At 68.1% G+C, this 22,237-nt stretch carries 25 protein-coding genes; 6 read left to right on the top strand and 19 right to left on the bottom strand.

Translation table 11 applies throughout. From position 1 onward, the window contains the following. Positions 1 to 111: 111 nt before the first annotated feature. Together AC0IW9_RS07930 and AC0IW9_RS07925 are read right to left on the bottom strand one after the other, a co-directional pair. Complete coding sequence (locus AC0IW9_RS07930; RefSeq protein WP_471647683.1) at positions 112 to 546, bottom strand: phage holin family protein; 435 nt, start codon at positions 544 to 546, stop codon at positions 112 to 114. Between the two features lie 6 nt (positions 547 to 552). Then, a complete protein-coding gene (locus tag AC0IW9_RS07925) occupies positions 553 to 900 on the bottom strand; it encodes an ElaB/YgaM/YqjD family protein (protein ID WP_471647682.1) in 348 nt (115 codons plus the stop codon). A 115-nt stretch (positions 901 to 1,015) separates the two neighbouring features. Between AC0IW9_RS07925 and AC0IW9_RS07920 the strand changes: the two genes are divergently transcribed. Together AC0IW9_RS07920 and AC0IW9_RS07915 are read left to right on the top strand one after the other, a co-directional pair. Beyond that, the gene (locus AC0IW9_RS07920) at positions 1,016 to 2,086 is read left to right on the top strand and encodes an ABC transporter ATP-binding protein (RefSeq protein WP_471647681.1); all 1,071 of its coding nucleotides are present in this window, start codon (positions 1,016 to 1,018) and stop codon (positions 2,084 to 2,086) included. Positions 2,087 to 2,164: 78 nt separating this feature from the next. Continuing rightward, entirely contained in the window at positions 2,165 to 2,887 is a 723-nt protein-coding gene (locus AC0IW9_RS07915; protein ID WP_471647680.1) for a superoxide dismutase, read from the top strand. On the opposite strand, the gene AC0IW9_RS07910 is transcribed toward AC0IW9_RS07915, so the two are convergent. The 7 genes from AC0IW9_RS07910 to corA form a co-directional block, all read right to left on the bottom strand. Continuing rightward, positions 2,884 to 3,732 (bottom strand): PCC domain-containing protein, encoded by an 849-nt coding sequence (locus tag AC0IW9_RS07910; protein WP_471647679.1) that lies wholly within the window; start codon positions 3,730 to 3,732, stop codon positions 2,884 to 2,886. The genes AC0IW9_RS07915 and AC0IW9_RS07910 overlap by 4 nt on opposite strands. Continuing rightward, positions 3,732 to 5,336 (bottom strand): acyl-CoA synthetase, encoded by a 1,605-nt coding sequence (locus tag AC0IW9_RS07905; protein ID WP_471647678.1) that lies wholly within the window; start codon positions 5,334 to 5,336, stop codon positions 3,732 to 3,734. Before AC0IW9_RS07905 ends, AC0IW9_RS07910 begins: the two co-directional genes overlap by 1 nt. Positions 5,337 to 5,416: 80 nt before the next feature. Continuing rightward, positions 5,417 to 6,820 (bottom strand): alkaline phosphatase family protein, encoded by a 1,404-nt coding sequence (locus tag AC0IW9_RS07900; protein WP_471647677.1) that lies wholly within the window; start codon positions 6,818 to 6,820, stop codon positions 5,417 to 5,419. Between the two features lie 83 nt (positions 6,821 to 6,903). Further along, positions 6,904 to 7,869 carry an acetamidase/formamidase family protein gene (locus AC0IW9_RS07895; RefSeq protein ID WP_471647676.1) on the bottom strand — a complete coding sequence of 322 codons (966 nt, stop codon included), beginning with the start codon at positions 7,867 to 7,869 and terminating at the stop codon, positions 6,904 to 6,906. 79 nt (positions 7,870 to 7,948) lie between these two features. Beyond that, positions 7,949 to 9,046 (bottom strand): catalase family protein, encoded by a 1,098-nt coding sequence (locus tag AC0IW9_RS07890; RefSeq protein WP_471647675.1) that lies wholly within the window; start codon positions 9,044 to 9,046, stop codon positions 7,949 to 7,951. Positions 9,047 to 9,104: 58 nt separating this feature from the next. Beyond that, positions 9,105 to 9,698, bottom strand: a complete 594-nt coding sequence (locus tag AC0IW9_RS07885) for a hypothetical protein (protein WP_471647674.1) — start codon at positions 9,696 to 9,698, stop codon at positions 9,105 to 9,107. Positions 9,699 to 9,802: 104 nt separating this feature from the next. Continuing rightward, on the bottom strand, positions 9,803 to 10,789 hold the full coding sequence (corA, locus tag AC0IW9_RS07880) for a magnesium/cobalt transporter CorA (protein WP_471647673.1): 987 nt from the start codon (positions 10,787 to 10,789) through the stop codon (positions 9,803 to 9,805). Positions 10,790 to 10,952: 163 nt separating this feature from the next. On the opposite strand from corA, the gene AC0IW9_RS07875 reads away from it, so the two are divergent. Both AC0IW9_RS07875 and AC0IW9_RS07870 read left to right on the top strand, forming a co-directional pair. Then, on the top strand, positions 10,953 to 11,918 hold the full coding sequence (locus tag AC0IW9_RS07875; protein ID WP_471647672.1) for a Bug family tripartite tricarboxylate transporter substrate binding protein: 966 nt from the start codon (positions 10,953 to 10,955) through the stop codon (positions 11,916 to 11,918). Next, on the top strand, positions 11,911 to 12,399 hold the full coding sequence (locus AC0IW9_RS07870) for a nucleoside deaminase (protein WP_471647671.1): 489 nt from the start codon (positions 11,911 to 11,913) through the stop codon (positions 12,397 to 12,399). The genes AC0IW9_RS07875 and AC0IW9_RS07870 overlap by 8 nt, the downstream gene beginning before the upstream one ends. 29 nt (positions 12,400 to 12,428) lie before the next feature. On the opposite strand, the gene mtnC is transcribed toward AC0IW9_RS07870, so the two are convergent. The 10 genes from mtnC to phnD (AC0IW9_RS07820) form a co-directional block, all read right to left on the bottom strand. Continuing rightward, on the bottom strand, positions 12,429 to 13,115 hold the full coding sequence (gene mtnC / locus AC0IW9_RS07865; protein WP_471647670.1) for an acireductone synthase: 687 nt from the start codon (positions 13,113 to 13,115) through the stop codon (positions 12,429 to 12,431). A 1-nt stretch (position 13,116) separates the two neighbouring features. Further along, positions 13,117 to 13,653, bottom strand: a complete 537-nt coding sequence (locus AC0IW9_RS07860; RefSeq protein ID WP_471647669.1) for a 1,2-dihydroxy-3-keto-5-methylthiopentene dioxygenase — start codon at positions 13,651 to 13,653, stop codon at positions 13,117 to 13,119. Beyond that, a complete protein-coding gene (locus tag AC0IW9_RS07855) occupies positions 13,650 to 14,267 on the bottom strand; it encodes a methylthioribulose 1-phosphate dehydratase (RefSeq protein WP_471647668.1) in 618 nt (205 codons plus the stop codon). The genes AC0IW9_RS07860 and AC0IW9_RS07855 overlap by 4 nt, the downstream gene beginning before the upstream one ends. A 16-nt stretch (positions 14,268 to 14,283) precedes the next feature. Next, entirely contained in the window at positions 14,284 to 14,550 is a 267-nt protein-coding gene (locus AC0IW9_RS07850; protein WP_471647667.1) for a twin-arginine translocase TatA/TatE family subunit, read from the bottom strand. 149 nt (positions 14,551 to 14,699) lie between these two features. Continuing rightward, positions 14,700 to 15,665, bottom strand: coding sequence for a Bug family tripartite tricarboxylate transporter substrate binding protein (locus AC0IW9_RS07845; RefSeq protein WP_471647666.1), 966 nt, complete (start codon positions 15,663 to 15,665; stop codon positions 14,700 to 14,702). 78 nt (positions 15,666 to 15,743) lie between these two features. After that, positions 15,744 to 16,574 (bottom strand): phosphonate ABC transporter, permease protein PhnE, encoded by an 831-nt coding sequence (gene phnE, locus AC0IW9_RS07840; protein ID WP_471647665.1) that lies wholly within the window; start codon positions 16,572 to 16,574, stop codon positions 15,744 to 15,746. After that, positions 16,571 to 17,443, bottom strand: coding sequence for a phosphonate ABC transporter, permease protein PhnE (gene phnE / locus AC0IW9_RS07835; RefSeq protein WP_471647835.1), 873 nt, complete (start codon positions 17,441 to 17,443; stop codon positions 16,571 to 16,573). Before phnE (AC0IW9_RS07835) ends, phnE (AC0IW9_RS07840) begins: the two co-directional genes overlap by 4 nt. Beyond that, positions 17,440 to 18,420 carry a phosphate/phosphite/phosphonate ABC transporter substrate-binding protein gene (gene phnD / locus AC0IW9_RS07830; protein ID WP_471647664.1) on the bottom strand — a complete coding sequence of 327 codons (981 nt, stop codon included), beginning with the start codon at positions 18,418 to 18,420 and terminating at the stop codon, positions 17,440 to 17,442. The genes phnE (AC0IW9_RS07835) and phnD (AC0IW9_RS07830) overlap by 4 nt, the downstream gene beginning before the upstream one ends. Positions 18,421 to 18,450: 30 nt before the next feature. Further along, a complete protein-coding gene (gene phnC / locus AC0IW9_RS07825) occupies positions 18,451 to 19,269 on the bottom strand; it encodes a phosphonate ABC transporter ATP-binding protein (protein ID WP_471647663.1) in 819 nt (272 codons plus the stop codon). A gap of 80 nt (positions 19,270 to 19,349) precedes the next feature. Then, positions 19,350 to 20,336 carry a phosphate/phosphite/phosphonate ABC transporter substrate-binding protein gene (gene phnD / locus AC0IW9_RS07820; RefSeq protein ID WP_471647662.1) on the bottom strand — a complete coding sequence of 329 codons (987 nt, stop codon included), beginning with the start codon at positions 20,334 to 20,336 and terminating at the stop codon, positions 19,350 to 19,352. Positions 20,337 to 20,541: 205 nt separating this feature from the next. Here phnD (AC0IW9_RS07820) and AC0IW9_RS07815 point away from each other — a divergent pair, with 205 nt between their 5' ends. Beyond that, positions 20,542 to 21,240 (top strand): isochorismatase family protein, encoded by a 699-nt coding sequence (locus AC0IW9_RS07815; RefSeq protein ID WP_471647661.1) that lies wholly within the window; start codon positions 20,542 to 20,544, stop codon positions 21,238 to 21,240. Beyond that, positions 21,237 to 22,235 carry an asparaginase gene (locus tag AC0IW9_RS07810; RefSeq protein WP_471647660.1) on the top strand — a complete coding sequence of 333 codons (999 nt, stop codon included), beginning with the start codon at positions 21,237 to 21,239 and terminating at the stop codon, positions 22,233 to 22,235. The genes AC0IW9_RS07815 and AC0IW9_RS07810 overlap by 4 nt, the downstream gene beginning before the upstream one ends. Positions 22,236 to 22,237 lie beyond the last annotated feature (2 nt).

Genomic DNA, 22,237 nt, shown 5'->3' with positions numbered 1-22,237 from the left:
TCTCTAAGCAGCATTGTATTTTGCCGGTATCTCGCCCAGGCACTTTCATGCCGGCATGAAAAAGGCGGGCACCAAGTTGGTGCCCGCCTTACACAGATCGGATATCAACGGTTAACGGCGTGAAATCAAGCCAACCACTGCTGCCGTCACCGCTGCCCCAACCAGCCCCTTTTTCACTGAGCCGCTCCGCAGCAGTGGTGCCAGCATCATGGCACGAGATGCCGTATCGCCGACTTGGCGCAATGCATCGTCCCGAACGCGCTGGGCCTCCACCTGCACCGGATCTTCCGCATGCCGGGCGGCCAACCAACCGAGAATGCCAGCCAGGACAAGGTCGACACCCGCAATGATCAAGGCGGCGCCTGCTCCGCCCTGGTCACGCGCAAGCCAGATCAGCGCTGCCACATGCAGCATGACAAGCAGCATCAGGCCGAACACTGCTGCTGCCACGCCAAGCGCAGCCTGAATGGCGACGCCGCGGCCGGTGCGCTTCCATCGTAGCGCCTCGGCCTGTGCTGCCAGCCTCAGTAGGCTGATCAGGCGCATAGCGGCTTAGTGCCGATCGCGCGGATAGACGTAGGTATTGCCGCCCATCAGCCGGCCGATCAGGTAGCCGCCCAGCGCTGCGATGCCGATCGCCACCAGCGGGCGCTCCTTCACGGTGTCGGACAGCGCATCAGCGCGTTCCTCGACCGCATCCCGGGCGCGAACGGCATAGCCCTGGACCTGGTCCGCTGCTTCGGCAAGAGCCGGGGTCACCCGCTCCTGCATCAGCTTCTCGACCTGGGCGCGCAGCTTGGCGAGTTCCGCATTGGCGTCGTCGGTCACCCGATCGGCGGAGGCTGCGGCCTGATCCTTCAGCTTGCGGGCGTCGTTGGAAAGGTCGTTCGCTGCGCTCATTGTATCGCTCCTGATGCGATGGAAACTCGCCGCTGCAACGCCGCCTGCCGGCCGAAGGTTCCGCCCTGCGTTGACAGCGTAGCGGCAGGCGCCGAAGCCTGCTGCAGGAGAATCCATGGACGCGCCCCTGCTGCAATTCGAGATGGTGACGAAGGCGAAGGCCGGCCTGGACGGGATCGACTTCGCCGTGGCGCGTGGCGAGACCTTGGCCCTGCTGGGAGCGCCGGGAGCCGGCAAGACCACGGTGCTGCGGCTGTTGGCCGGGCTTGAGAGGCCCGATGCGGGCCGTGTGCTGCTGGACGGGCGCGACTTGGCCCCACAATCCCCGCCTCGCCGGGGCCTTGCCTGTTTCGATCCACAGCTGCCCGCGCGCAGCAATGTTCAGGAAGCGGTCGCCCAGCCTCTCGCCAGTTTCGACATCCCGGCACGTGACCGTCCGGCGCGCATAGCCCGGGCGCTGACCCTGCTCGGACTGGACGGCTTCGAGGGTCGCCCGCTTGCCTCGCTTGGGCCGGTGCCGCGTCTTCGCGTGGCGCTCGCACGGGCCATCGCGCCGGAGCAGCCGCTGCTGCTGCTCGACGATCCACTGGCCGGCCTCGATCCGCCAGCCCGGCGCGCCCTGCGCTTCGAATTCCGCAGAATCGTGCGTCGGATGGGCCTGACCGTGCTGCTGGCCACAGGGGATGCCGAAGAGGCCATGGCCATGGCCGATCGGATCGCGGTGCTGGAGGACGGCGGCATCGCCCAACTCGAGACGCCCCAGCGCCTCTACGAAGAACCGGCGACCGCCTTCATCGCCAGCCTGGTCGGCGAGAACAACCGGCTGCCCGGCACCGTCGAATGGCGGGAGGACGATGAGTGCGGCGTGCGTCTCGCCTGCGGGCCATTGGTCGAGGCGCGGGTCGCCGATGCCGGGGGGCCGGGCAGCCGCTGCATCGTGGCGATCCGGCCGGAGAAGGTTGCCGTCGCTGCACTTCCGGCCGAGGAGATGGGGGAGGGAGCCTTGCCGGCGGCACTGCGGGACAGCGTTTTCCTCGGCGACCACGTCCGCCTGCTGCTGGAAGTCGGCGAGGGCGGCATGCTGGTGGCAAAGCGGCCACCCGGGACGCGCATGCCGGTTCCCGGCGGGCCCGCCTCGGTCGCCTGGGATCCCTATGTCGCCTTTGCCTATCGGGCCCTGCGTTAGCCGCTGTCACTGGTTCCACCCTTGGTTCCTTTCGATCAGACCCCCATCTTGGCGAAGCCGATACGGGGAGACCGCCCAATGACGATGATGCTTGACCGCCGCCACGCGCTGCTGGGCGGTGCCGCCCTGGCGACACTCCTGGCCGCCCCACGCGCGCGTGCCCAGGCCCCGACGGGCCCCTTCACCCTGCCGCCGCTGCCCTATGCGCCCAATGCGAACGAGCCGCACATCGATGCCCAGACCATGGAAATCCATCATGGACGCCATCACGCCGCCTATGTGAACAACCTGAACGCCGTGGCCAAGGACCACAGCCAGCTTGGCGCCATGCCGATCGAGCAGATCCTGGCAAAGCTGGGCGAGATGCCAGAGGCGGTCCGCACCGCGATCCGCAACAACGGCGGCGGCCATGCCAATCATACGATGTTCTGGCAGGTGATGGGCGGGAAGGGTGGCGCTCCCGCTGGCGAGCTGGCCCAGGCCGTCACCCGCGACCTCGGCGGGTTCGACAAGCTGAAGACGGATTTCAATGGCGCCGGCGCACGGGTCTTCGGCTCCGGCTGGGTCTTCGTCACCGTGGACGGGGCGGGCAAGCTGGCATTGGCCAGCCGGCCGAACCAGGACACGCCGCTGATGGATGGGGGCCGGGTGCTTTTCGGCAACGACGTCTGGGAACACGCCTACTACCTGAAGTACCAGAACCGCCGGCCTGACTACCTGGCAGCATGGTGGAACGTGCTGGACTGGGACAGGATCGCAACCCGCTATGCCGCCGCCAAGGCCGGTTCGCTGACGATCTAGGGGCCTGGCACCTCTTCCAGGATGCCCTCGAAGGTGATGCAGACAGGGTTCTGACCGGCCTGCAATTGCCCTTCGTGAAGCTGGCCGGCCATGTCGGCCAACAGGATCGACAGGGTGACGCCGTCCGGACCGACCCGGCCCTGCGTCACCAGGAACTCCGTGGCATAATCGGGCACCCTGCCGCCGTTGGCGAAGCAGGCGCCATCCAGGCTGCCGAGGCTGCCTCGCAGGATGGCGCGGTTGAAGCCGTGATCTCGGCACGCCACCGCAAGCGCCTTCGGCAAATCCTCGTCCGGGCGGATGCGAAGCGCGATGGCCCTGCGCCCGCCTGGCCGCACCGGCTGGGCGATGGGTGCGAAGAGCGCGAAATTGGTTTCAGGGTCGGCCGCCACCCGGAAGCCCATGCCGCCGAGGCCCCAGGCCCTGGCCATGATCGGTGCCGCGACCAAGCTTTCCTCCGGCAGGATATGCCCGCCTCGCCGGCCGGCCGCTTCTTGCCAAACGGCATGACAATGCAGCCAGTCCTCGAAGCCATCCTGACTTGTCCGCTGTCCGAAGGTCACGCAGCCGCGCTCCAGCCGAGCCCCGCCGGACGGTGTGCGGGGAGCGCTGTACCAGGCGGCATGCATGGCATCCGAGGCTGCCGCGGGCAGGACATAGGCGAAGGGGCCGAAGGCTCCTCCGGCCAATTCCAGTACGGCGCTGGTGAAGCCGGCGAGACGGAGGGGCCGGGCCACGGCGTCGAGCAGCGAAAGGCCCGGCTCCAGCACGAATTCCAGCGGCTGCACGGTGCCGAGCTGGCTGACGACCCGCGGTTCCTGCCGCGGGCCGGGCTGTGGCGGCATCAGCCGCCATCCAGAGGCAGAATACCGCGGGCTTCCAATTCCTCCCGCACCATCTTCTTCGTGATCTTGCCGTAGCCGGACCGCGGCAGTGCATCCCAGAAGACCAGCCGGCGCGGCAGCTTGTAGCGGGCGACGCGGCTGGCGAGCCAGGCGAGCACTTCGGCCTCCGCTGGCGGCGGGCCGCGTGGCACCAGCACCGCCACGCCGACCTCGCCCCACTGCCGGTCCGGCACGCCGACGACGGCGACCTCGGCGATGCCGGGGAACTGCAGGATGACTTCCTCGACCTCTCGTGGATACACATTCGACCCGCCGGAGATGTACATGTCAGAGGCCCGGCCGGTGATGTAGAGGAAGCCCGCGGCATCCATGTGGCCGAGATCGCCGGTCCGGAACCAGCCGTCGCGGAAGGCCTTGGCATTGGCCTCCGGATTGTCGTGGTAGCCAGCGAATACGGCCGGCCCGGTGACGCAAATCTCTCCCTGGGTGCCGGGCGGCACCTCGGCGCCGGTCTCATCCTGGATCTGGATCTCCATGCCGGTGCGGGCGAAGCCGCAGGTGCCGATCCGCGCCTCGGGTCCATCCTCCGCCGTGTGGAGCGCTGCGGGGAGCACGGTGATATTTCCGGTGACCTCCCCCAGTCCGAAGTACTGCACGATGACCTTGCCGAGCCGGGCCAGGGCCCGCTTCTGGTCCTCCCGGTACATCGGTGCCCCGGCGTAGATGACGTGACGCAGCGAGGAGTGGTCGTGCTCCAGCGCAGCCGGATGCTCGACCAGCATGGTGAGAATGGTCGGTACGGTGAACATGTTGCTGATCCGATGATGCTCGACCAGCCGCCAGGCTTCCGCAACATCGAAGCGTTCGCCGGGCATCAGCACGGACCGCGCCCCGCGGGCGACCTGGGCCAGCAGATGGATGCCGGCACCATGCGAGAGAGGGGCGACGACGAGCGACGCATCCGCCTCCGTTGTTCCCGGCATCAGGTCGCAGAGGTGGTTGGTGATGACGAAGCCCATCTGGCCATGGGTCAGCACCGCGGCCTTCGGACGTCCCGTGGTGCCGGAGGTGAAGAAGAACCAGCAGGGGTCATCCCGTTCCACCGATGCCGTCGGGCAGGGCAGGCCATGGCCGGCTTCGATCAGCGTCTCATGCGTCGTCGTGCCGAATTCGGCCTGGCCGAGGCTGGCGAGGAAGAGGCCGGGCAGCGCTGCGGCAACCGCGGCGGCGTGATCGGGGAATAGCGATTGGCACAGGAAGGCCTTGGCTCCCGAGGCCTGGGCGAGCCACGCGACTTCTTCCGGCATCAGGCGGAAATTCGTCGGCACCCAGACCGCGCCCAGCCGGAAGGTGGCGAACATCGTCTCGATGATCGCATTGCCGTTCTTGGCGTGGACCAGGACCCGGTCGCCTTTGCCAATACCCGCAGCGGCGAGTGCGGCGGCCAGGCCTGTCACGCGCGCATCCAGGTCGCGCCAGGACCAGCTTTCGGCGCCCCAGACGAGGGCCGTGTGATCCGGAAAGCGCCGGGCCGATTGGGTCAGGAAATGCGCCAGGTTCATGACCCGGCGAGAGATGGGCAGTGTGGCAGTGGACGGGCTCATGCGGCGGCTCCTCCCGGAGGATTTGCCAGCATCCTACCGCAGCTTTCCCTGGGCCGCGCGGTGCGCTGCCTGCAGTCAATTCAGGCGCGGGTCAGGGCGGTCGGGTAGCGCCTGTGGCCTTGCTGAGCCATGTCCAGCCAAAAGCCACGCGGCAACTTCAGCCTCTCCGTGACGGGTGGCATATCGGCAGTCGCGTCCCAGCCTTCCGCAAGGATGCGACCATCCATGCCCTCGGCCCGGAGGCCGAGTAGATGCAGCAGTGTCGGGGCGATATCGGTCAGGTCGCAGGCCGCCTGGACGGTGGCACCACGGCGAAAGGGGCCACCCTCGGCGATCAGCACGGTCGCCAATTCCCGCCGATGCAGCCCACCATGCATGCCGCCGCCCTCGGGGACATCCGGCGTGTCGAAGGGGGCATGGCCGGGCAGGCCATACTGGTCCGGCCCTTCCGCCCCGGCGAAGCACAGGACCAGATCCGCGCTGCGCGGATGCGCCGCATCGAGACAGGCCAGGGGCAGCGCGCTCGGTAGCAGGCCCGGATTGCGGACCAGCAGCGGGCCTGCCCAGGGCTGCGCGGCAAGGAAGGCCGCCAGTGGCGGCGCAAGTGTGGGCTTGCGGAGCCAGAGGCCGGGCGCGGCGGCGGGAGCGACCACCACCTCGATCCCCGGCGCCAGGCCCGCGGCTGCGGCGAAGCCGCCTCGGCGCAATTCCGCGGCCAGGTCGAGCTTGAGGCTGCCGCTGACATGCCCGTGGTCGGAAAGCACCAGAACGGCGATGTCGGCCCGATCCGGTTGGGCATCCCGCCAGTCCAGCACCTGCCCGACCGCTGCATCGGCGGCAGCCAGTGCTAGGCGTGTCTCCGGCGCGTCGAGACCGCGGTAATGGAAACTGATATCGGGTTCCGGCAGCCAGAGCAGGGCGATGTCGGGGCGCAGCTCGGGCAGCACCACGGTGGTCAGGGCCCGGACCGCGTGGTGCAGCCGCGGGATATTCGGAATGCTGGCGGCCGGTGCCGGACCCAGTCGTTCCATCAGCCAGAGAGCGGCAGCGCCGTCCGTATCGGCTGCATTCCAGCGGAAGCCGCCCAGGGCTTCGGCCTGGGGATTTGCCAGAAAGGTCTGCCCAGGCGATCCGGCCGAGACCACTGCGAAGCGACGGCCCGCGGCCGCGAGGATCTCGCCCAACCCCGGCTTCTGCAGAGGCGATGGCGTGCCAGCGGCGAGCAGCCGAAGATCCGCCACCGTGCTGGTCTTCAGCAGCCGCTCCGGGGCCAGACCTGCATCGAAGATGGTATTCGCGGTCAGCCCATGCGCTGCTGGCCGGCAGCCCGTGACGAGGGAACTGGTCGCCACCCGCGTTTCGCTCGGGAATACGCTGCGGGCATTGGCGAAGCCTGTGCCCGCAGCGGCCAAGGCGGCAAGCCGTGGCATGCGGCAGACAAGGTCGGGCCGCAGCCCATCGAGCAGGATCAGGATGGCGCGCATGCTGCCATCCTAGAACGTCAGCAGGCGCCGAATACCATCGTTCCGGTGACTATCGCACGCAGGATGCCGGTAAAGGCCGGATCTCAGAAAAGTAGGCCCTTCTTCAGCATCCCGTGCACGCCCTTCTCGCCATTCACCGTCTGGGTCACGTGGAAATCCACGGCCAGGCTGCAAAGCTGGTAGGCATCCGCGGCGGTGACATTGGCGCGGCTGACGATGAAGGCGATCATCTCCCGCAGGGCGATCTTCATCGCCACGTCCAGATCCTCGTGCATGCCCATGCTGATGTAGTGCGTCGGCGTCTCGGCCCGCGGATACTTCAGCACCGGGTCCTTGGCGCCACCGCCCTTTTCCAGCCCGAAGCGGAAGTGGCCGGTCAGGCAGATTTCCAGGGCATTGATGCAGACTTCGCCATCGCCCTGCACGCCGTGGCCGTCGCCTGCCGAGAAATTGGCCCCCGGGACGAAGACGGGCAGGAAAAGCGTGGCGCCGGCGCCGACTTCCTTGTTGTCGAGGTTGCCGCCATGGGCGCGCGGTTCCTTGGTGGAGATGGTGCCCCATTCCTCCGGCCCGGCGACGCCCATGACGCCGAAGAAGGGCGAAAGCGGGATGGTGATACCCGGCCCGACCGGCACCTTGCAGGTCATCGCCTCCTTATCCACCGGGATGTGCAGGACCCGCCGATAGGGAAAATCCTCCGGCAAGGTCCCCATGAGAGGCCGGAAGGCACAGAAGCCCCAGTCGCAGCCGAGGTCGATCCGCTCGATGTCGACGCGCAACGCATCGCCGGGCTCGGCCCCCTTCACCGCCACCGGGCCGGTGAGGATATGGGGTCCGAAGCGTGGCGGATTGGCGGCATGGATGGCCGACAGGCGGGACGGAATGGCCAGGCCACTGTCCTTGGCCGGCATGATGTCGGCAGCGCCGGAAACGCATTCGAGGATGACGAGGTCGCCCGGATCCACTGTCTTCACCGGGGCAAAATTCGCATCGAACCCGCCCCAGCGGATGTTTTCGAGCGTGGGTTCGATGTGGTGCGTCGCAGGCAAGCTGGCGTCCTCCGTCAGGCTGCATCCATGGTGCCGCAGCCCGATGGTTAGGCAAAGCCTATGCCATATGCTGCAGACGCTAGCCCGGCAGGGTGCCCGGCTCCAGCTGGGCTGGCTCGTGCATCGGGCAGCCGTTGTGTTTGCCGCGGAACTCGGCCGACATGGCATAGGCGGGCTTCCTCGCCCGCATGATGCCGCCAATCGGCCGGTGCGCCGCCAGCCCATGCCAGGGGCTGAAGGCCATCCGATCGTCGACCGCCTGCGATCGCGCCTCGCTCCAGGCCGGCTGCGGCGGCACGCTGATCCGTGCCACCGCCACATAGGGGCTGCGGTCCTCCGGCCAGACGACGGAGGCATCCTCGATCGGCATCGCCACGATATCGGTGCAGAGCTGCACCCGCAGTTCCCATTCACCGCCATGAGTGGCGAAGTATTCGGTGACCGCCTCGCGCAGGCCATTGGGCTTGCCGCCGACCACGACCTTCTTGCCGACCAGCGCCAGCAACCCCTCGGAGACCGGGGCCACCGAGAGCTTGGCGATATAGGGACCGTGCAGCAGCGGCGCCTGGGTATAGTAGGTCTCGCCCAATACATGGGTCAGCGGCTGGCCGCCGAGCGTGGTCAGCAGTGGGCTCTTGCCGCCGAAGGTTTCGACCACCGCCTCGGCTCCGCGCAGCACGGCGGAAAAGGCCTTCTTCAAGCCCTGGGCCTTGTCCGTCGTCTTCGCCAGCAGCTTCAGGTTGCCGAGGAAGGCCTTGGGATCAGGCGCGGTGAAGGCCGGCGCATTGGCCATGACGAAATCCTGCGTCGTCGCGCCGCCGGCGCCGGGCAGCCGTTCCCCCTCCACGCCGATCAGCTTGATGCCGAGGCCGCGTGGCGCGGAGACGCTGTCGTCCAGGATATCGCCCGGCGTGGTCGAGAAGCGCAGCACCACGGGATAGCAGGCGACCTTGGCAAAGACACCCTGGGCAAGCTCCGGCGGCAGGCCCTCCAGCACGGTCAACTCGCCCTGCAGCAGGCCATGGCTTTTCGCATGGACACTACGGAGCGCATGGCCGCCGTCCTCAAGGGTAGTTTCGCTGATGCCACGCAGGGTCTCGATCAACTCGGCGATCGTCTCGGCCTCCTGGGGGCTCCGGGTTTCAAAACCGGGCTGGTAGATCACGGGTGCGGGCATGCGCGAGCCTTCCGGAATGACTGTCCCGGCGAAACGCACGGCTTGCTGCCCGTGACGGCTACTGCACAGGGTCGTGAAGAGGTATCACCGGCCGCAACGCGTCCCGCAGCATTTTCTGGTCGCCGGGGCAGGCACGGGACAGCCGCTCGTATTCGGCCGGACTGTCAATCTCGCGGTGTGCGCTCTCCCGGGCGCTGCGCATGGCTGCCAGGGCCGGCTCGATCGCCCGGCGCAAGCCCTGCTGCAGTCCGGCCATGGCCTCGTCCAGGGTGGCGCCGCGCCCCTCGGCCCTTGCCCCCCAACCTTCCGCCGCGGCCTTGGCCTGGGCCGCCGCCCGGCGCAGGCTGCGCCGATTGACGGCGACATGCCGCCGCTCATGTGCGGCCACCTCGCGCCACAGGCAGCCATCGCGGGGAATTTCCTGGGCAATCCGGACCACATGCTCGGTCTGGACGAGGTTCAGCGAGATCGTCGCCGGCCGGGCGCAGACTCCGCCGCCAGTGCTGCGATAGCGCGTCTCGATCTCGCTCTGCCATTCGACACGGGACGTCGTCAGGCCCAGATGGTGCAAGGTGGCGCTGCGGGGCTGACCGGTTTCCCGATGCAGGGCATCGACGTCGAGCTCGTTGCTCAGCACCGGCTCGGGATCCATCACCGTGAGGCTGATCCGGGCGGGTCCGGGCGGGCAGGCGGGGGGCGCTTCGGCCCTGGCCGGACTTGCCAAGGCCAGCAGCAGCAGGGCAAGCCCCAAGCGGATCAGAGCCAGCCCTTGCGTTTGAAATACAGGATCGGCAGCACCGCGGAGATGATCATCAATCCGAGCGCCATCGGATAGCCGAGCTTCCAGCCTAGCTCAGGCATGTGCTCGAAATTCATGCCGTAGATGCTGGCGAGCAGCGTGGGTGGCATCAGTGCGACGCTGGCCACGGTGAAGGTCTTGATGATGGCGTTCTGCTCGACATTGATGATGCCGAGCACCGCATCCAGCAGGAAGTTCGCCTTGCTGTTGAGGAAGCTTGCGTGTTCCACGAGCGAGCGCACGTCCCGCACCAGGGTCTTGATCAGCCCCTGATTCTCCCGCCGGACCGCTGTCGCCTTTTCGGCACCGACGAAGGTGAGGATGCGCGACAGGCCGAGCAGCGTCTCACTCGCCCGCGTCGTCACTTCCCCGACCTGTCCAAGCGTGATCAGCGCCTCCTTCAAGTCGGCATCCTTGGTGGTCGCCTTCACCTTGGCCCGGGCGGTGCGGAAGGCGGCTTGGCTGGCGCGGTCCATCTCGGCGGCGATGCGCTCGAGGATATCGGCCAGCCGGTCCACCACCTGCTCGAACAGATGCAGCATCACGCCGTCGGGGGTGGTCAGCAGCTGGACCGGGGTACGCTGGCAGCGGGCGGAGAAGACCGCGAAGGCCTTGGGCGTCGCATAGCGCACCGTCACCAGGGTGGCGTTGCCGAGGACGAAGGTGATGGCGGTCGAGCCCAATTCCCCGCCATCGACCCCGTAGAGAAAGGGGGCGGTAAGGAAGAGGGTATCGTCCTCCTTATAAAGGCGGGAGGAGCTTTCGATCTCCTGCATCTCTTCCCGCGTCGGGATTTCCAGACGCAGGGCGTCCTGGACGTCCCGCTCCTCCTCCTGGGTCGGGGTCAGCAGGTCGATCCAGATCGCCTTGCTGAGTGTCGCAGTCGCCTGCGCACCCTCCCGCACCACGAGATGGCCGGTCTCGACAGTATAGGTCGTCAGCATCGCGGGTCCCCCGGCCGATCGGGCTCTCGGCTTCTAGCCGTGCTGCCGCCACAAGTCACGCGGGCCCGCCCGGCGGGGGCCGAGGCGGCCGGCCAGGGAAGCTTGGCGCGCGGCTTGCTGTTGCCGGCCGACAGGTGAGGGGGCAGCCATGATGCGACGCCGGATGCAACTTTTCGGGGCAATGCTCTGCCTCAGCCTCGGGCATGCCATCGTTCCGGCTGCGGCGGAGGCTTGGCCGGCGCGGCCGATCCGCATCGTCGTCACCTTCCCTCCCGGCGGCTCCTCGGACATCGTGGCCCGGGTGCTGGCGGAGGCGATGTCGCCGAAGCTGGGCCAGCGAGTGGTGGTGGACAACCGGCCCGGCGCCGGCGGGACCCTGGCCGCGGCGCATGTCAGCCAGCAGCCGGCCGATGGCTATACCCTGATGCTCTCCAATACCGCGCCGATCGTGAACTCGCCGCCGCTCTATTCGAACCCGGGCTATGACCCGGTGAAGAGCTTCACCCATGTCGCCTATCTCGGCGCGACGACCATGGTGGTGGTCACCAACCTCTCCGTCCCGGCGACCGACCTGAAGGGACTGATGACCTGGCTGCGGGCGCAGCCGCAGCCTGTCACCTATGGGACGTCCGGTGCCGGCTCGGTCGGGCATGTGGTGGGCAACATGTTCATCGCGCAGACCGGCATCCCGCTGAACCACGCGCCCTATCGTGGGTCGACCCCGATGCAGGCGGATCTGCTGGGCGGGTCCATCCTGCTGTCCTTCGATACCCTGCCCGAGAATGTGGAGAACATCCGTGCCGGGCGGCTGCGCGCCTATGCGGTGACGGCCGCCACCCGCGCCCCTTCCGTCCCCGAGGTGCCGACCACGGTGGAAGCCGGATTGCCGCAACTGCTGGCCACGAACTGGCTGGGTCTTTCAGGGCCGGCGGGGCTGTCGCCGGCCGTGGTCGAGCGATTGCATGCCGAAGTCGCGGCAGCGCTGAAGACGGCGGCCTTCCAGGAACGGCTGGCGACGGTCGGCATCGTCCCGGGCGAGATGACGCAGCCGGAATTCTCTGGCTTCGTCACCGACCAGGTCGCCACGATAGGGGCGGCCGTCCGCGCCATGGGGATCAAGAATGACTGACGACGACTTCCTGCGCCGCGCCATCGCGCTTTCGGCCGAGGCGGCCGCCACCCCGGGCTGTGAGCCCTTCGGCGCGGTGGTGGTGCGGGACGAGGCGATCGTCGGCGAGGGCTTCAACCGGTCCCGCGCCAAGGCCGACCCGACCTCGCATGGCGAGATCGAGGCGATGCGGGATGCCTGCGCCAGGCTCGGCACGCTGGAGCTGACCGGCTGCACCGTCTTCACCTCCTGCGAGCCCTGCGCCCTGTGTGTCGCGGCGATGCAGATCACCGGCATCGGCCGCGTGGTCTATGCCGCGGCTTTGGCCGATAGCGCCCGGGTGCTGGCTGGGGTGCCGGCAGACAAGCGTCGCAAGGGCGACGTGGCGGCGCTGCGGCGGGAGGCAGGCTTGCCGATCGGCCAGGGGCGCATCCCTGCACGCCAGGCGCTGGTGGCGGAAGCCATCACTGTTTTAGAAGGTTGGGCAAGGGCACCGGGCTGAACCTGGCCTGCTACCGCTCCGTGGCAGCTTCAGCCCGGTAGCTTGAAGCGCCTGGTGACGCCGGGAAAATCCGGCTCTGCCGGATGTCGACCGCTGGCGATGGTGCCATCGGCTTCCCGGACCAGCTGGCAGCAGCCCAGACCGGCAGCAGCGGCCGCATCCAATTCCTCGGCCACATCCGAGAGGAAGAGGATTTCTGCCGGCGATAGCGCCAATTCCAAGGCAATGGCGGCATAGCTCGCCGCCTCCCGCTTGGCGCCAACCCTGGTATCGAAGAAGTTGCTGAACAACGGGATCAGGTCGCCAGCCTCCGAATGACCGAACAGCAGCTTTTGCGCCTCGACCGAGCCGGAGGAATAGACAGCAAGCCGGACCCCACCGGCTGCCCAGGCGCGCAGGCAATCCGGCACATCGGGCCAAAGCTGCCCCTTCAACCGGCCATCCTCGTAGCCCTGGCGCCAGATCAGCCCCTGCAACGCCTTGAGCGGCGTGGCCTTGCTATCCTCCGCCATCCAGCGGCGCAGGACCTCCGCCGGCGGCTCTCCGGGCGCGGTGGCGCGGATATCCGCCAGGATCGTCGCCACCGCGGGTGCCGAGCCATGGCTGGCGAGGAAACCGTCGAGAGCTTCGGCGGCGAAGGGGAACAGCCGGTCCTTGACGAAGGCGATGGCGGTGGTGGTGCCCTCGATATCGGTCAGGATCGCGCGCGGAGTCACCTCAGACCGCGACCGGGAAGCGCTGCGCCATATCCGTGCCGGTGAACTGCGCCACCCATCCGGAGGGATCGGTGAAGACCCGCAGGGCGCAGAAATCCGGCGCCTCGCCCGCATCGAACCAATGTGGGGTATTGGCCGGGACGCTGATAAGGTCGCCCTGCTCACAGCGGGCATCCCAGACCTTGCCATCCACATGCATGACGAAATGCCCGGCCCCACGTACGAAGAAGCGCACTTCGTCCTCGGTGTGAATATGTTCGTTGAGGAATTTCTCCCGCATGGCGCCGGCCTGAGGGTGGTCGGGCGTCAGGCTTACGACATCGGCCGAACCGGCACCGGTCACGCCCATCAGCGCATCCAGATGTGGGCGGTATGCCGCCAGGATGTCCTCGTTCGAGGCACCCGACGGGACGGATACCCCCTCCCAACGCTCGAAGCGCACGCCGATGGCGCCGAGCTGGCCGGCGATCGCGGCAACATCCTCGGTCCGCACCAATTCACGGCCGCTTGCGGCCTCCCAGACGGTCAGACGGCTCATGGCCGAAGCCTCCTTGCTTCCAGCTCACAGCGGAGCATGAATTCCACCGCCTCCAACCGCAGGAGGGCCTGCGGCATATCGGCGCCCCATACATAGATCCCGTGGCCACGGATCAGGTAGCCCGGCACCGCCGTACCGGCGGCCCAGCGGCTTGCGACCTTGGCCTGAAGCCTGTCGATGTCCTGGTCATTCTCGAAGACCGGTACTTCGACTGCGGCATCATGCGTCGGCAATCCGGGGAATGCCTTCAACAATTCATAGCCAGCCAGTCGAATGGTGTCGCCGGCGAGGCGCGACAACACCGTTACCGGTACCGAATGCCCATGCAGGGCGGCACCGGCTTCGGGGAAGTGCCGGTAGATGCCGCAATGCAGCCCGGTTTCGGCCGAGGGGCGATCAGTGGTGCGGCGAGGCTGGCCGTCGAGGCCCACCTGAATCACGCCATCGGGGCCAAGGAATCCCTTATGGCCACCGGACCGGGTAATGGCCACCACCCCATCCGGCAAACGAATGGAGATATTCCCGGCAGTTGCCGGGACCCAGCCAAGACGGTCCAGGCGCTGCCCGGCGGCGATGATCGCCGCCGTCGCCCGGACAAACTCATCCTCGGGCATGGCGAAGCGGCAAGCCTCAGGCGGCCGGGCGGCTCGTCGTCGTGGTCGTGTGCGGCTGGGCGGCGGTGGCCGCCGGGCCCTGGATCGTGCCGGTCGGCTGCGTCCCCGGAGCCGGCGGAGCGCCATCGGCGAGCGAGGCATCATCTTCCTCCTTCATGTTCTTCTTGAAGGATTTGATGCCGGTGGCGAGGTCACCCATGAGGTTGCTGATCTTGCCGCTGCCGAACAGCAGCAGAACGACCAGCAGCACGATGAGCCAGTGCCAGATGCTGAAAGAACCCATGTGACGCCCCGATGAACTGTGTTTTCCGCCGCGCGGCCGCAGGGTGCGGTGGCATGCAGCGAGGTTAAGCCGGGCCGGACACTAATGCGCCGGCCCGGGCCGCGCAAACCCGCAGATGGCCCGGCCGGCGGCCGCGGACAAGCCCTGCCTCACGCCTCGGCACGGATCCCGAGCCGGGTGATGAGACTGCCCCAACGCGCCGCCTCGCTTTCCATGGTGGCGCGTAGCAGGGCAGGGGAGCCTGCCACGACTTCGAAGCCCAGGTTTTCCAGGGTGGTGCGGGTCTGCGGCACTGCCAGCGCCCGCTGCGCTTCTGCCGCCAGCCGCTCCACCCGATCGGCCGGCATGCTGGCGGGACCGATGAGGCCGATCCAGGCATAGCTGGCTGCGTCCGCGATCCCAGCCTCGGCCAGGGTCGGGACCTCCGGTGCCTGAGGAATGCGGGCATCGGCCGTCACGGCCAGGCCACGCACCTGGCCTGCCCGCAGTTGCGGCAGGATGCCGGCATTGATCAGCACCATCGCGTCGATCCGTCCCGCCACGAGGTCCAGCACGGCGGGCGGGAAGCCGCGATAGGGTACGTGCAGCATGTCGAGCCCCGCCCGCGCCATCAGATCCACCATGGCCAGATGGCCACCCGAACCCGAGCCGACCGAGCCGAAGGAGAGCTTGCCCGGATTGGCCTTGGCATGGGCGATGAAGCCACTCAGGTCCCGCACCGGCACGTCCGGATGCACGACCAGCAGCTGCGCACCGCGCATCAGCAGGGAGATCGGCACCAGGTCCTTGGCGGGATCGTATGGCAGGCTGGGGAAGAGTGCCGGTGCCGTCGAGAGCGGGCCATTGATCGACACCCCGATGGTATGGCCATCCGTCGCTTTGGCGACCGCATCCGTGCCGATATTGCCGCCTGCCCCGGCGCGATTGTCCACCACGCAAGGTTGGCCGAGGACCTGGCCGAAATGGCTGGCCATGGCGCGACCAGCGATATCGGGCGTGGAGCCTGCGGGGAAGGGGACGATGAGCCGCAGCGGCCGGTCCGGCCAGATGGGCTGCGCCAGGGCCGGCCCTGCCACGAAGGGGGCGGCCAGCAGGATGCGGCGCGGGATGGACAAGCGACTTCCTCCGGCAGGTTTGGCGCGGTTCCACCACGCCACCGCCCCGGCGTAAAGCGGCCTCGGTGCCGGCCCGTCCTATCGGCTGCCGATCAGCCGCTGCCGCAGCCGGGCCGAGAGGAAATCGATCGCCGCCACCGTCGCCACCATCAGCAGGATGATGAAGGCAACCTCATCCCAATGGCGCACCCGGATCCGCTCCGAGATCTGCAGCCCGATCCCGCCGGCACCGACCACGCCGAGGATCGCCGCCGACCGCGTATTGCTCTCGAAGAAATACAGGGCCTGGGCCAGCATGACCGGCAGCACCTGCGGCAGCACCCCGAAGCGCAGCCGGGCCAGCCGGCCGCCGCCTGCCGCGGTCACGCCCTCCACTTGGCGCCGCTCGGCATTCTCGATGGCTTCGGCATTCAGCTTGGCCAGCACCGCGATATCCGCCGTGGCGATGGCCAGCACGCCGGCCAAGGGGCCCAGCCCGACGGCCCGCACGAAGGCCAGCGCCCAGATCAGCTGGTCGATGCCACGGAAGCCATCGAAAATCCGCCGCAGCGAAAAGCGGAACAGCAGGCTGGTCACCACATTGCCGGCGCCGAGGAAGCCGAGCGGCACCGCGACCAGCGCGGCGATGAAGGTGCCCAGGAAGGCCATGGCGACGCTTTCGGCGAGGCCCTGGAGGATATCGACCCAGAGCTCGCCGGGGGAAGGCGGCACCATCAGTCGCAGGATGGTGGCGAGGCCGGAAAGCCCGTTCCACAACCGCTGCGGCGTGAAGCCGAAATGCTGCAGGGCCCAGCCGAGCCACAGAGCGAAGACCAGCCAACCGGCGACGCGGAGCATACGTACCCGGCCTGTGGAGCCGAAGGCGCCGGGCATCCGTGCGCGCCAGGCGGCGATATCCGCGGTGGTCATTGCATCACCCCGATCACCCGGTGCCGCAGCCGCTCGGACAGCAGGTCGATGGCGCAGACCGCGAGAATGATGAGCAGAAGGATGGCGCTGATCTCCTCGTAATAATTGAAGGAGATCACGTTATACAGCTCCTCCCCGATGCCGCCGGCGCCGACGAAGCCGATGACGCTGGCTGAGCGCAGGTTCACCTCGAAGCGCAGCAGCGCATAGGACAGCAGGTTGGGCGCGACCTGGGGCAGGATGGCGAAGCGGCAGGCCTGCATCCAGGTACCGCCGGCCGAACGCACGCCGGCCCAGGCGCCGAGCCCGGTATTCTCGATAGCCTCGGCGAACAGCTTGCCGCAGGCGCCGGCGGTATGCAGCGCGATGGCAATCACGCCGGCCAGGGCGCCGACGCCGAAGGCCCAGACGAGGATGAGGGCGAAGACGATCTCCGGCACCGTCCGCATCGCTTCCAGCAAGCGGCGGGAGAGCTGGTAGGCAAGCATGCCCGCCCCGAGGTTCTTCGCTGCCGGGAAGGCCAGCAGAAGCCCGGCGCTGGCCCCCATCAAGGTCGCCAGCGCCGCCATGTTGGCGGTCTCCAGCAGCAGCCAGGCCCAGCTATCGAGCCGATAGAACCAGAAGGCGAGGCTGCCCTCGGTCTCGACACCGGCGAAAAGCGTGGCCCAGCGGAGACTGGGCAGGATGCGCTGGAAATACTCGCCGATGCGGGGCAGGCCGGCGAGAAGGGTCGCCGGGCGAGCCTCGCTGACCCAGGCCGAGAGCAGCAGGCAGGCCGCCAGGATCATGAGGCCGACCAGGGTCGCGCGGTGCTTCTGGTGGCGAGCGGCCTGATAGGCAGCCTCGCCGCGAAGGAGGGTTGTGCTCAGTTGCGTCGTCGGCGTTCCGCCGCCTCCTGCCGCCGCATGTCGATCATGAATTGGTAGTCGGCGGCGGTGACCTCGCGGTACCCGGCCCCGCCGCCGCGCTCGATCTGCCTGTAGATATCCGGATGCGCCTTCGGCAGCGCCAGATGGAACAGCCGCATGTCCTCCTTGAAGGCCTCGGGCAATTCCTTCCGCACGGTCTGCGGCCCGTTGATGATCGGGTCGGACCGCCAGATCACCCGCATCTGCTTCATGTCGACCAGGCCCTTCTCGACCATGGCCCGCAGGGCACCGCGGGTGAAGCCCTCGCTCTCCTCGCCTTGGCCGGAAGCCCAGGTAACCGCCGCGTCGTATTGCTTCTGCAGCACGGCGACGACGGCCTGCTCATGCCCGCCGGCAAAGCCGGTGCGGCTGAAGAAGGTCTCCGGGTTGATACCCTGCTTGCGCAGCGAGAAACGCGGGATGAGGAAGCCCGAGGCCGAGTTAGGGTCGGACCAGGCCATGGCCTTGCCGCGCATGCCTTCGATACTGGTGATGCCGCTATCGGCCCGGACCAGCATGACCGCGACATAGCTGATGGAGCCGTCGCTTTCCTCGGTGGTCACCAGCGGCTCGACCCCGCCGTTGGTATCCAGCCAGGCGCCGGCATAGGCGGCGGGCGACATATTGGCGATGTCGAGCTGCTTGGCGCCAAAGGCCTGGATGACGCCGGAGTAGTCGCTGGCGGGGAAAAGCCGCGCCGGCAGCTTGAAGGTCGCCTCCAGCAGGTCCCGATAGGCGCCGAAGCGGCCGAGCCGATCGGATTCATTCTCGCCGCCGAGCAGCCCGATACGCAATTGGCGCATCGACTGGCCCCAGTCGCGCGGTCCGGCCGCGGGAAAGGCGATCTCCGCGTCGAGGCTGCGGCGAGGGGCGCGCTGGGCCATGGCGGGAAGCGCCGGCAAGGCGAGCAAGGCGGTGAGTGCGCGACGTGTGGTCATGCTGGCGGCTCCGTCCCGGACAGGCCCGGACTATGCCATCGCCAGCCTGGCCGGGGCAGCCGCGGCGCGCAGCCTGGCCGCGGCCTCGGCTGCGAATTCCTCCTCCGAGATGCCGTAGATGGCCCGGACCCGTTCGGCGGTCAGTGCGGCGGGTTGTCCGTCGAACACCACCTTGCCGGCCTGCATGGCGACGATCCGGTCGCAGTAATCCCGTGCCGTATCGAGGTGATGCAGGTTCACCAGCACGGTGAGGCCGTCCTGCCGGTTTACGTCACGCAGGGCATCCATCACCACCTGAGCATTGCGGGGGTCGAGGGATGCGATCGGCTCATCGGCCAGGATCAGCCGCGGCTGCTGCATCAGGGCACGGCAGATGGCGACGCGCTGCTGCTGGCCGCCGGAAAGGGTTTCCGCCCGTTGCAAGGCGGTATCGGCCAGGCCGAAGCGGTCGAGCGCGGCCAGCGCCATGGCGCGTTCCTCGGCGGTGAAGCGGGCGCCGACGAGCACCATCAGGGAGCGCCAGCCGCGCTGATAGGCCAGGCGACCGATCAGCACATTGGTCAGCACGTCCAGCCGCTGCACCAGGTTGAACTGCTGGAAGACCATGGCGCAGTCCCGCCGCCAGTCGCGCAGCGCCCGGCCCTGCAGGGCGGTCACGTCCCGCCCGCCCGAGAGGATACGGCCGGAGGTCGGCGCCTCCAGCCGGTTGATCAGCCGCAGCAGGGTCGATTTTCCGGCGCCCGAACGCCCGATGATGCCGACCATCTGGCCGTCCGGCACCTCGAGGTTGACATGGTCCACCGCCAGGGTGGACCCGAACTGCCGTGTCAGGCCCTGCAATTCCAGCATACGGTTCCCGCTTGCCCAAGCGGCACCATGGTTGGCCCAGGCGAGCCCCGCGTCCACAGCTTTTGCCCTCGGGCCAGTCATCAGGATCGCCGGCGCCGCTCGTTCGCCTCTTCCCGGCGCATCTCGACCAGGAACTGGAACTGGGCATGGGTGACCGACCGGTAGCCGGTGCCGCCGCCCTTCTCGATCTGCTCGTAGACCGTCGGGTGGGTCTTCGGCAGGGCCAGATGGAAGGCGGTCATGTCCTGCTTGAAAGCGTCGGGCAGGGCGGTGCGGACAGTCAGCGGGCCGTTGATGATCGGCTCCGAGGTCCAGATGATCCGCAGGTCGGACATTTTCAGCATGCCCTTGTCGACCATGGCGCGGAGATTGCCGCGGCTATAGCCCTCGGCTGTCTCACCCTGGCCACTGGCCCAGGTCATGGCGCCGTCGTATTGCTTCTGCAGCACGGCGACGACGCCCTGCTCATGCCCGCCGGCGAAGCCGGTGCGGTTGAAGTATTGGCCGCTTTCCAGCCCGATGCCGGCCTTGCGCAGGGCGAAGCGGGGAATCAGGTAGCCGCTGGTGCTATTGGGATCCGCCCAGGCGAGCGACTTGCCGCGCATCTGCTCCAGGCTGGTGATGCCGCTATCGGCCCGGACCACCAGGACCGAGACATAGGAGATGGAGCCGTCCTTCTCTTCCGGCACCAGCAGCGGTTCCACCCCGCCATTGGTGTCCAGCCAGACGCCGGCATAGCCGGAGGGGCCGAGCGAGCTCATCTCGATCTGCTGGGCGCTGAAGGCCTGCATGACGCCGGCATAATCGGAGGCGGGATAAAGGCGAACCGGGACCTTGAAGGTCTCCTCCAGCAGCTTCTGGTAGGCGCCGTAGCGGCCCAGGCGATCGCTTTCGTTCTCGCCGCCGAGCAGTCCGATGCGCAGCACCGGCACCTGGGCCTTCCAGGCGCGCTCACCCGCGGCGGGCATGGCAGTGGCGGCATCCAGGGTCCGGCGTTGGGCAATGGCCGCGGCCGGCAAGGCGGCGGCCCCGGCCAGCAGGCCGGCGAAATGGCGGCGGGTCAGCATGGCTCTCTCCCGAGATCGATGGGCCGGGGCTCTAGCAGCGTCCTGTGACGGGTGGATGAGAACTGTATGACATCCGGATGTCATCGGAGTCCGAGCGGCTTGCCGCACTGCCCCCGCCGGCATAGCCTGAGACCAGCCGGTCGCCAGAGCCGGTTTCGGGATTACGCGCAGCCCAAGGCCATCACCACCGCGGAAAGGCCCCCGCATGCATCCCTTCGTCATCCCTGATTCCGTCGCGGCCCGGGTCGCCGCCCGTTGCGGCACGCCGCACCCCTTCGCCAGGCTTGATGCCCGGCGGACCGCGCTCGTCGTCATCGACATGCAGAATGGCTTCATGCGCGCCGATGTGGCGCATGCGCTTTGCCCGATGGCCGAGCATGTCGTGCCGGCGATCAATCGCCTTGCTTCCGGCCTGAGGGCCGCGGGCGGGGCCGTCTACTGGATCCAGAACACCTTTGACGCCCGCTGCGAGACCGAGTGGTCCATCATGCAGGAGATGGCGACGCCGGAAGCCCGCGCCCGGCGCGCGGCCTCGATGAGCGAGGGGACGGTCGGCAATGCGCTCTGGCCGCTGCTGGATGTGCGGATCGGCGACGAGGTCGTCCGCAAGTATCGCTACAGCGCCTTTATCGAAGGCAGCTCCGACCTGCCGGCGCGATTGCGGGCGAGGGGGCTGGACACGGTGCTGATCTGCGGCACGGTGACCAATGTCTGCTGCGAAAGCAGCGCGCGCGATGCGATGATGCTGAACTTCCGCACCGTGATGGTGCCGGATGGCTGCGCCGCGGTGACCGATGCGGAACATGCCGCGTCGCTCCAGGCCTTCTACCTGCAATTCGGCGATGTCCTGACGGTCGACCAATGCATCGCCGGCTTCGCCACTGAGGAGCGCGTCGCAGCATGAGCAAGAAGAAGATCGCCTTCATCGGCACCGGCGGGACCATCGCCTCGATCGGCGTGGGGCCGCTGGATACGGTGAACTATGGCGCCAATGGCAAGATGATGCAGGCGGATGCCATCCTCGAGAAATTTCCCGAGGTGCAGCTGGTGGCCGATGTGGTCGCGGTGCCCTATCGCAACGTGCCCTCGCCGCAGATCGCCTGGACGGAATGGCAGCAGTTGGTGCTTCTCTGCGACAAGGTCGTGGCCGAGGACCCCGCTGTCGCCGGGATCGTCATCGGCCATGGCACCGCTTCGCTCGAGGAGACGGCCTTCTTCCTCTCGCTGACCGCCAAGGTGCCGGTACCCATCGTGGTCGTCGGCTCGCAGCGGCCGGCCTCGGCACTCTCGACCGATGCCGGACTGAACCTGGTGAATGCGGTGCGGGTCGCGGCCAGCGAGGAGGCGCGCGGCCTCGGTGCGCTGGTGCTGCTGAACGACGAGATCCAGGCCGCGCGGGAGGTGACCAAGACCTCGACCGGCCGCATGCAGACCTTCCGCTCCGCGGATTTCGGCGTGCTCGGCCATGCCGATGGCGACAGGCTGGCCTGGTACCGCAGACCCCTGCGCAAGCTGGCCCCGGAAACGGAGTTCGACATCCGCAAGCTTGCCGAGCTGCCCCGCGTTGATGTTGCCTATAGCTATGCCGGCGCCGATGGCACGGCGGTGCGTGCCTTCACCGCCGCCGGCGCCCGCGGCATCGTTGTCGCCGGCTTCGCTCCCGGCTTCGTCACGCCGGGGGATGCGGCGGCCCTGGCGGAAGCGCGGGCGGCTGGCGTCGTCGTGGTGCAATCGACGCGCGCCGGCAGCGGCCGGGTCTTCCCGACCACCAAGTTGGGTGAGGTCGGCTTCATCCCGGCGGATAACCTGACGCCGCAGAAGGCCCGTATCCTGCTGGCCCTGGCTCTGACCGTCTCCAGCGACCCGGCCGAGATCACCCGGATCTTCGCTACTTACTGACG

Source organism: Belnapia sp. AC561 (genome assembly GCF_979252845.1).
The sequence above is the reverse complement of the archived record's forward strand: the minus strand, read 5'-3'. Positions and strand labels throughout refer to the sequence as shown.

Bases quoted from the DNA above. Each gene is read 5' to 3' on its own strand.
- AC0IW9_RS07860 (WP_471647669.1), bottom strand. From the start codon at position 13,653: ATGAGCCGTCTGACCGTCTGGGAGGCCGCAAGCGGCCGTGAATTGGTG.
- AC0IW9_RS07925 (WP_471647682.1), bottom strand. From the start codon at position 900: ATGAGCGCAGCGAACGACCTTTCCAACGACGCCCGCAAGCTGAAGGAT.
- AC0IW9_RS07900 (WP_471647677.1), bottom strand. From the start codon at position 6,820: ATGCGCGCCATCCTGATCCTGCTCGATGGGCTGCGGCCCGACCTTGTC.
- AC0IW9_RS07815 (WP_471647661.1), top strand. From the start codon at position 20,542: ATGCATCCCTTCGTCATCCCTGATTCCGTCGCGGCCCGGGTCGCCGCC.
- AC0IW9_RS07855 (WP_471647668.1), bottom strand. From the start codon at position 14,267: ATGCCCGAGGATGAGTTTGTCCGGGCGACGGCGGCGATCATCGCCGCC.
- phnD (WP_471647662.1), bottom strand. From the start codon at position 20,336: ATGCTGACCCGCCGCCATTTCGCCGGCCTGCTGGCCGGGGCCGCCGCC.
- AC0IW9_RS07905 (WP_471647678.1), bottom strand. From the start codon at position 5,336: ATGAGCCCGTCCACTGCCACACTGCCCATCTCTCGCCGGGTCATGAAC.
- AC0IW9_RS07910 (WP_471647679.1), bottom strand. From the start codon at position 3,732: ATGCCGCCACAGCCCGGCCCGCGGCAGGAACCGCGGGTCGTCAGCCAG.
- AC0IW9_RS07870 (WP_471647671.1), top strand. From the start codon at position 11,911: ATGACTGACGACGACTTCCTGCGCCGCGCCATCGCGCTTTCGGCCGAG.
- AC0IW9_RS07875 (WP_471647672.1), top strand. From the start codon at position 10,953: ATGCAACTTTTCGGGGCAATGCTCTGCCTCAGCCTCGGGCATGCCATC.
- AC0IW9_RS07850 (WP_471647667.1), bottom strand. From the start codon at position 14,550: ATGGGTTCTTTCAGCATCTGGCACTGGCTCATCGTGCTGCTGGTCGTT.
- AC0IW9_RS07890 (WP_471647675.1), bottom strand. From the start codon at position 9,046: ATGCCCGCACCCGTGATCTACCAGCCCGGTTTTGAAACCCGGAGCCCC.
- AC0IW9_RS07920 (WP_471647681.1), top strand. From the start codon at position 1,016: ATGGACGCGCCCCTGCTGCAATTCGAGATGGTGACGAAGGCGAAGGCC.
- AC0IW9_RS07885 (WP_471647674.1), bottom strand. From the start codon at position 9,698: ATGGATCCCGAGCCGGTGCTGAGCAACGAGCTCGACGTCGATGCCCTG.
- AC0IW9_RS07810 (WP_471647660.1), top strand. From the start codon at position 21,237: ATGAGCAAGAAGAAGATCGCCTTCATCGGCACCGGCGGGACCATCGCC.
- AC0IW9_RS07930 (WP_471647683.1), bottom strand. From the start codon at position 546: ATGCGCCTGATCAGCCTACTGAGGCTGGCAGCACAGGCCGAGGCGCTA.
- phnE (WP_471647665.1), bottom strand. From the start codon at position 16,574: ATGACCACCGCGGATATCGCCGCCTGGCGCGCACGGATGCCCGGCGCC.
- AC0IW9_RS07915 (WP_471647680.1), top strand. From the start codon at position 2,165: ATGACGATGATGCTTGACCGCCGCCACGCGCTGCTGGGCGGTGCCGCC.
- phnD (WP_471647664.1), bottom strand. From the start codon at position 18,420: ATGACCACACGTCGCGCACTCACCGCCTTGCTCGCCTTGCCGGCGCTT.
- phnC (WP_471647663.1), bottom strand. From the start codon at position 19,269: ATGCTGGAATTGCAGGGCCTGACACGGCAGTTCGGGTCCACCCTGGCG.
- corA (WP_471647673.1), bottom strand. From the start codon at position 10,789: ATGCTGACGACCTATACTGTCGAGACCGGCCATCTCGTGGTGCGGGAG.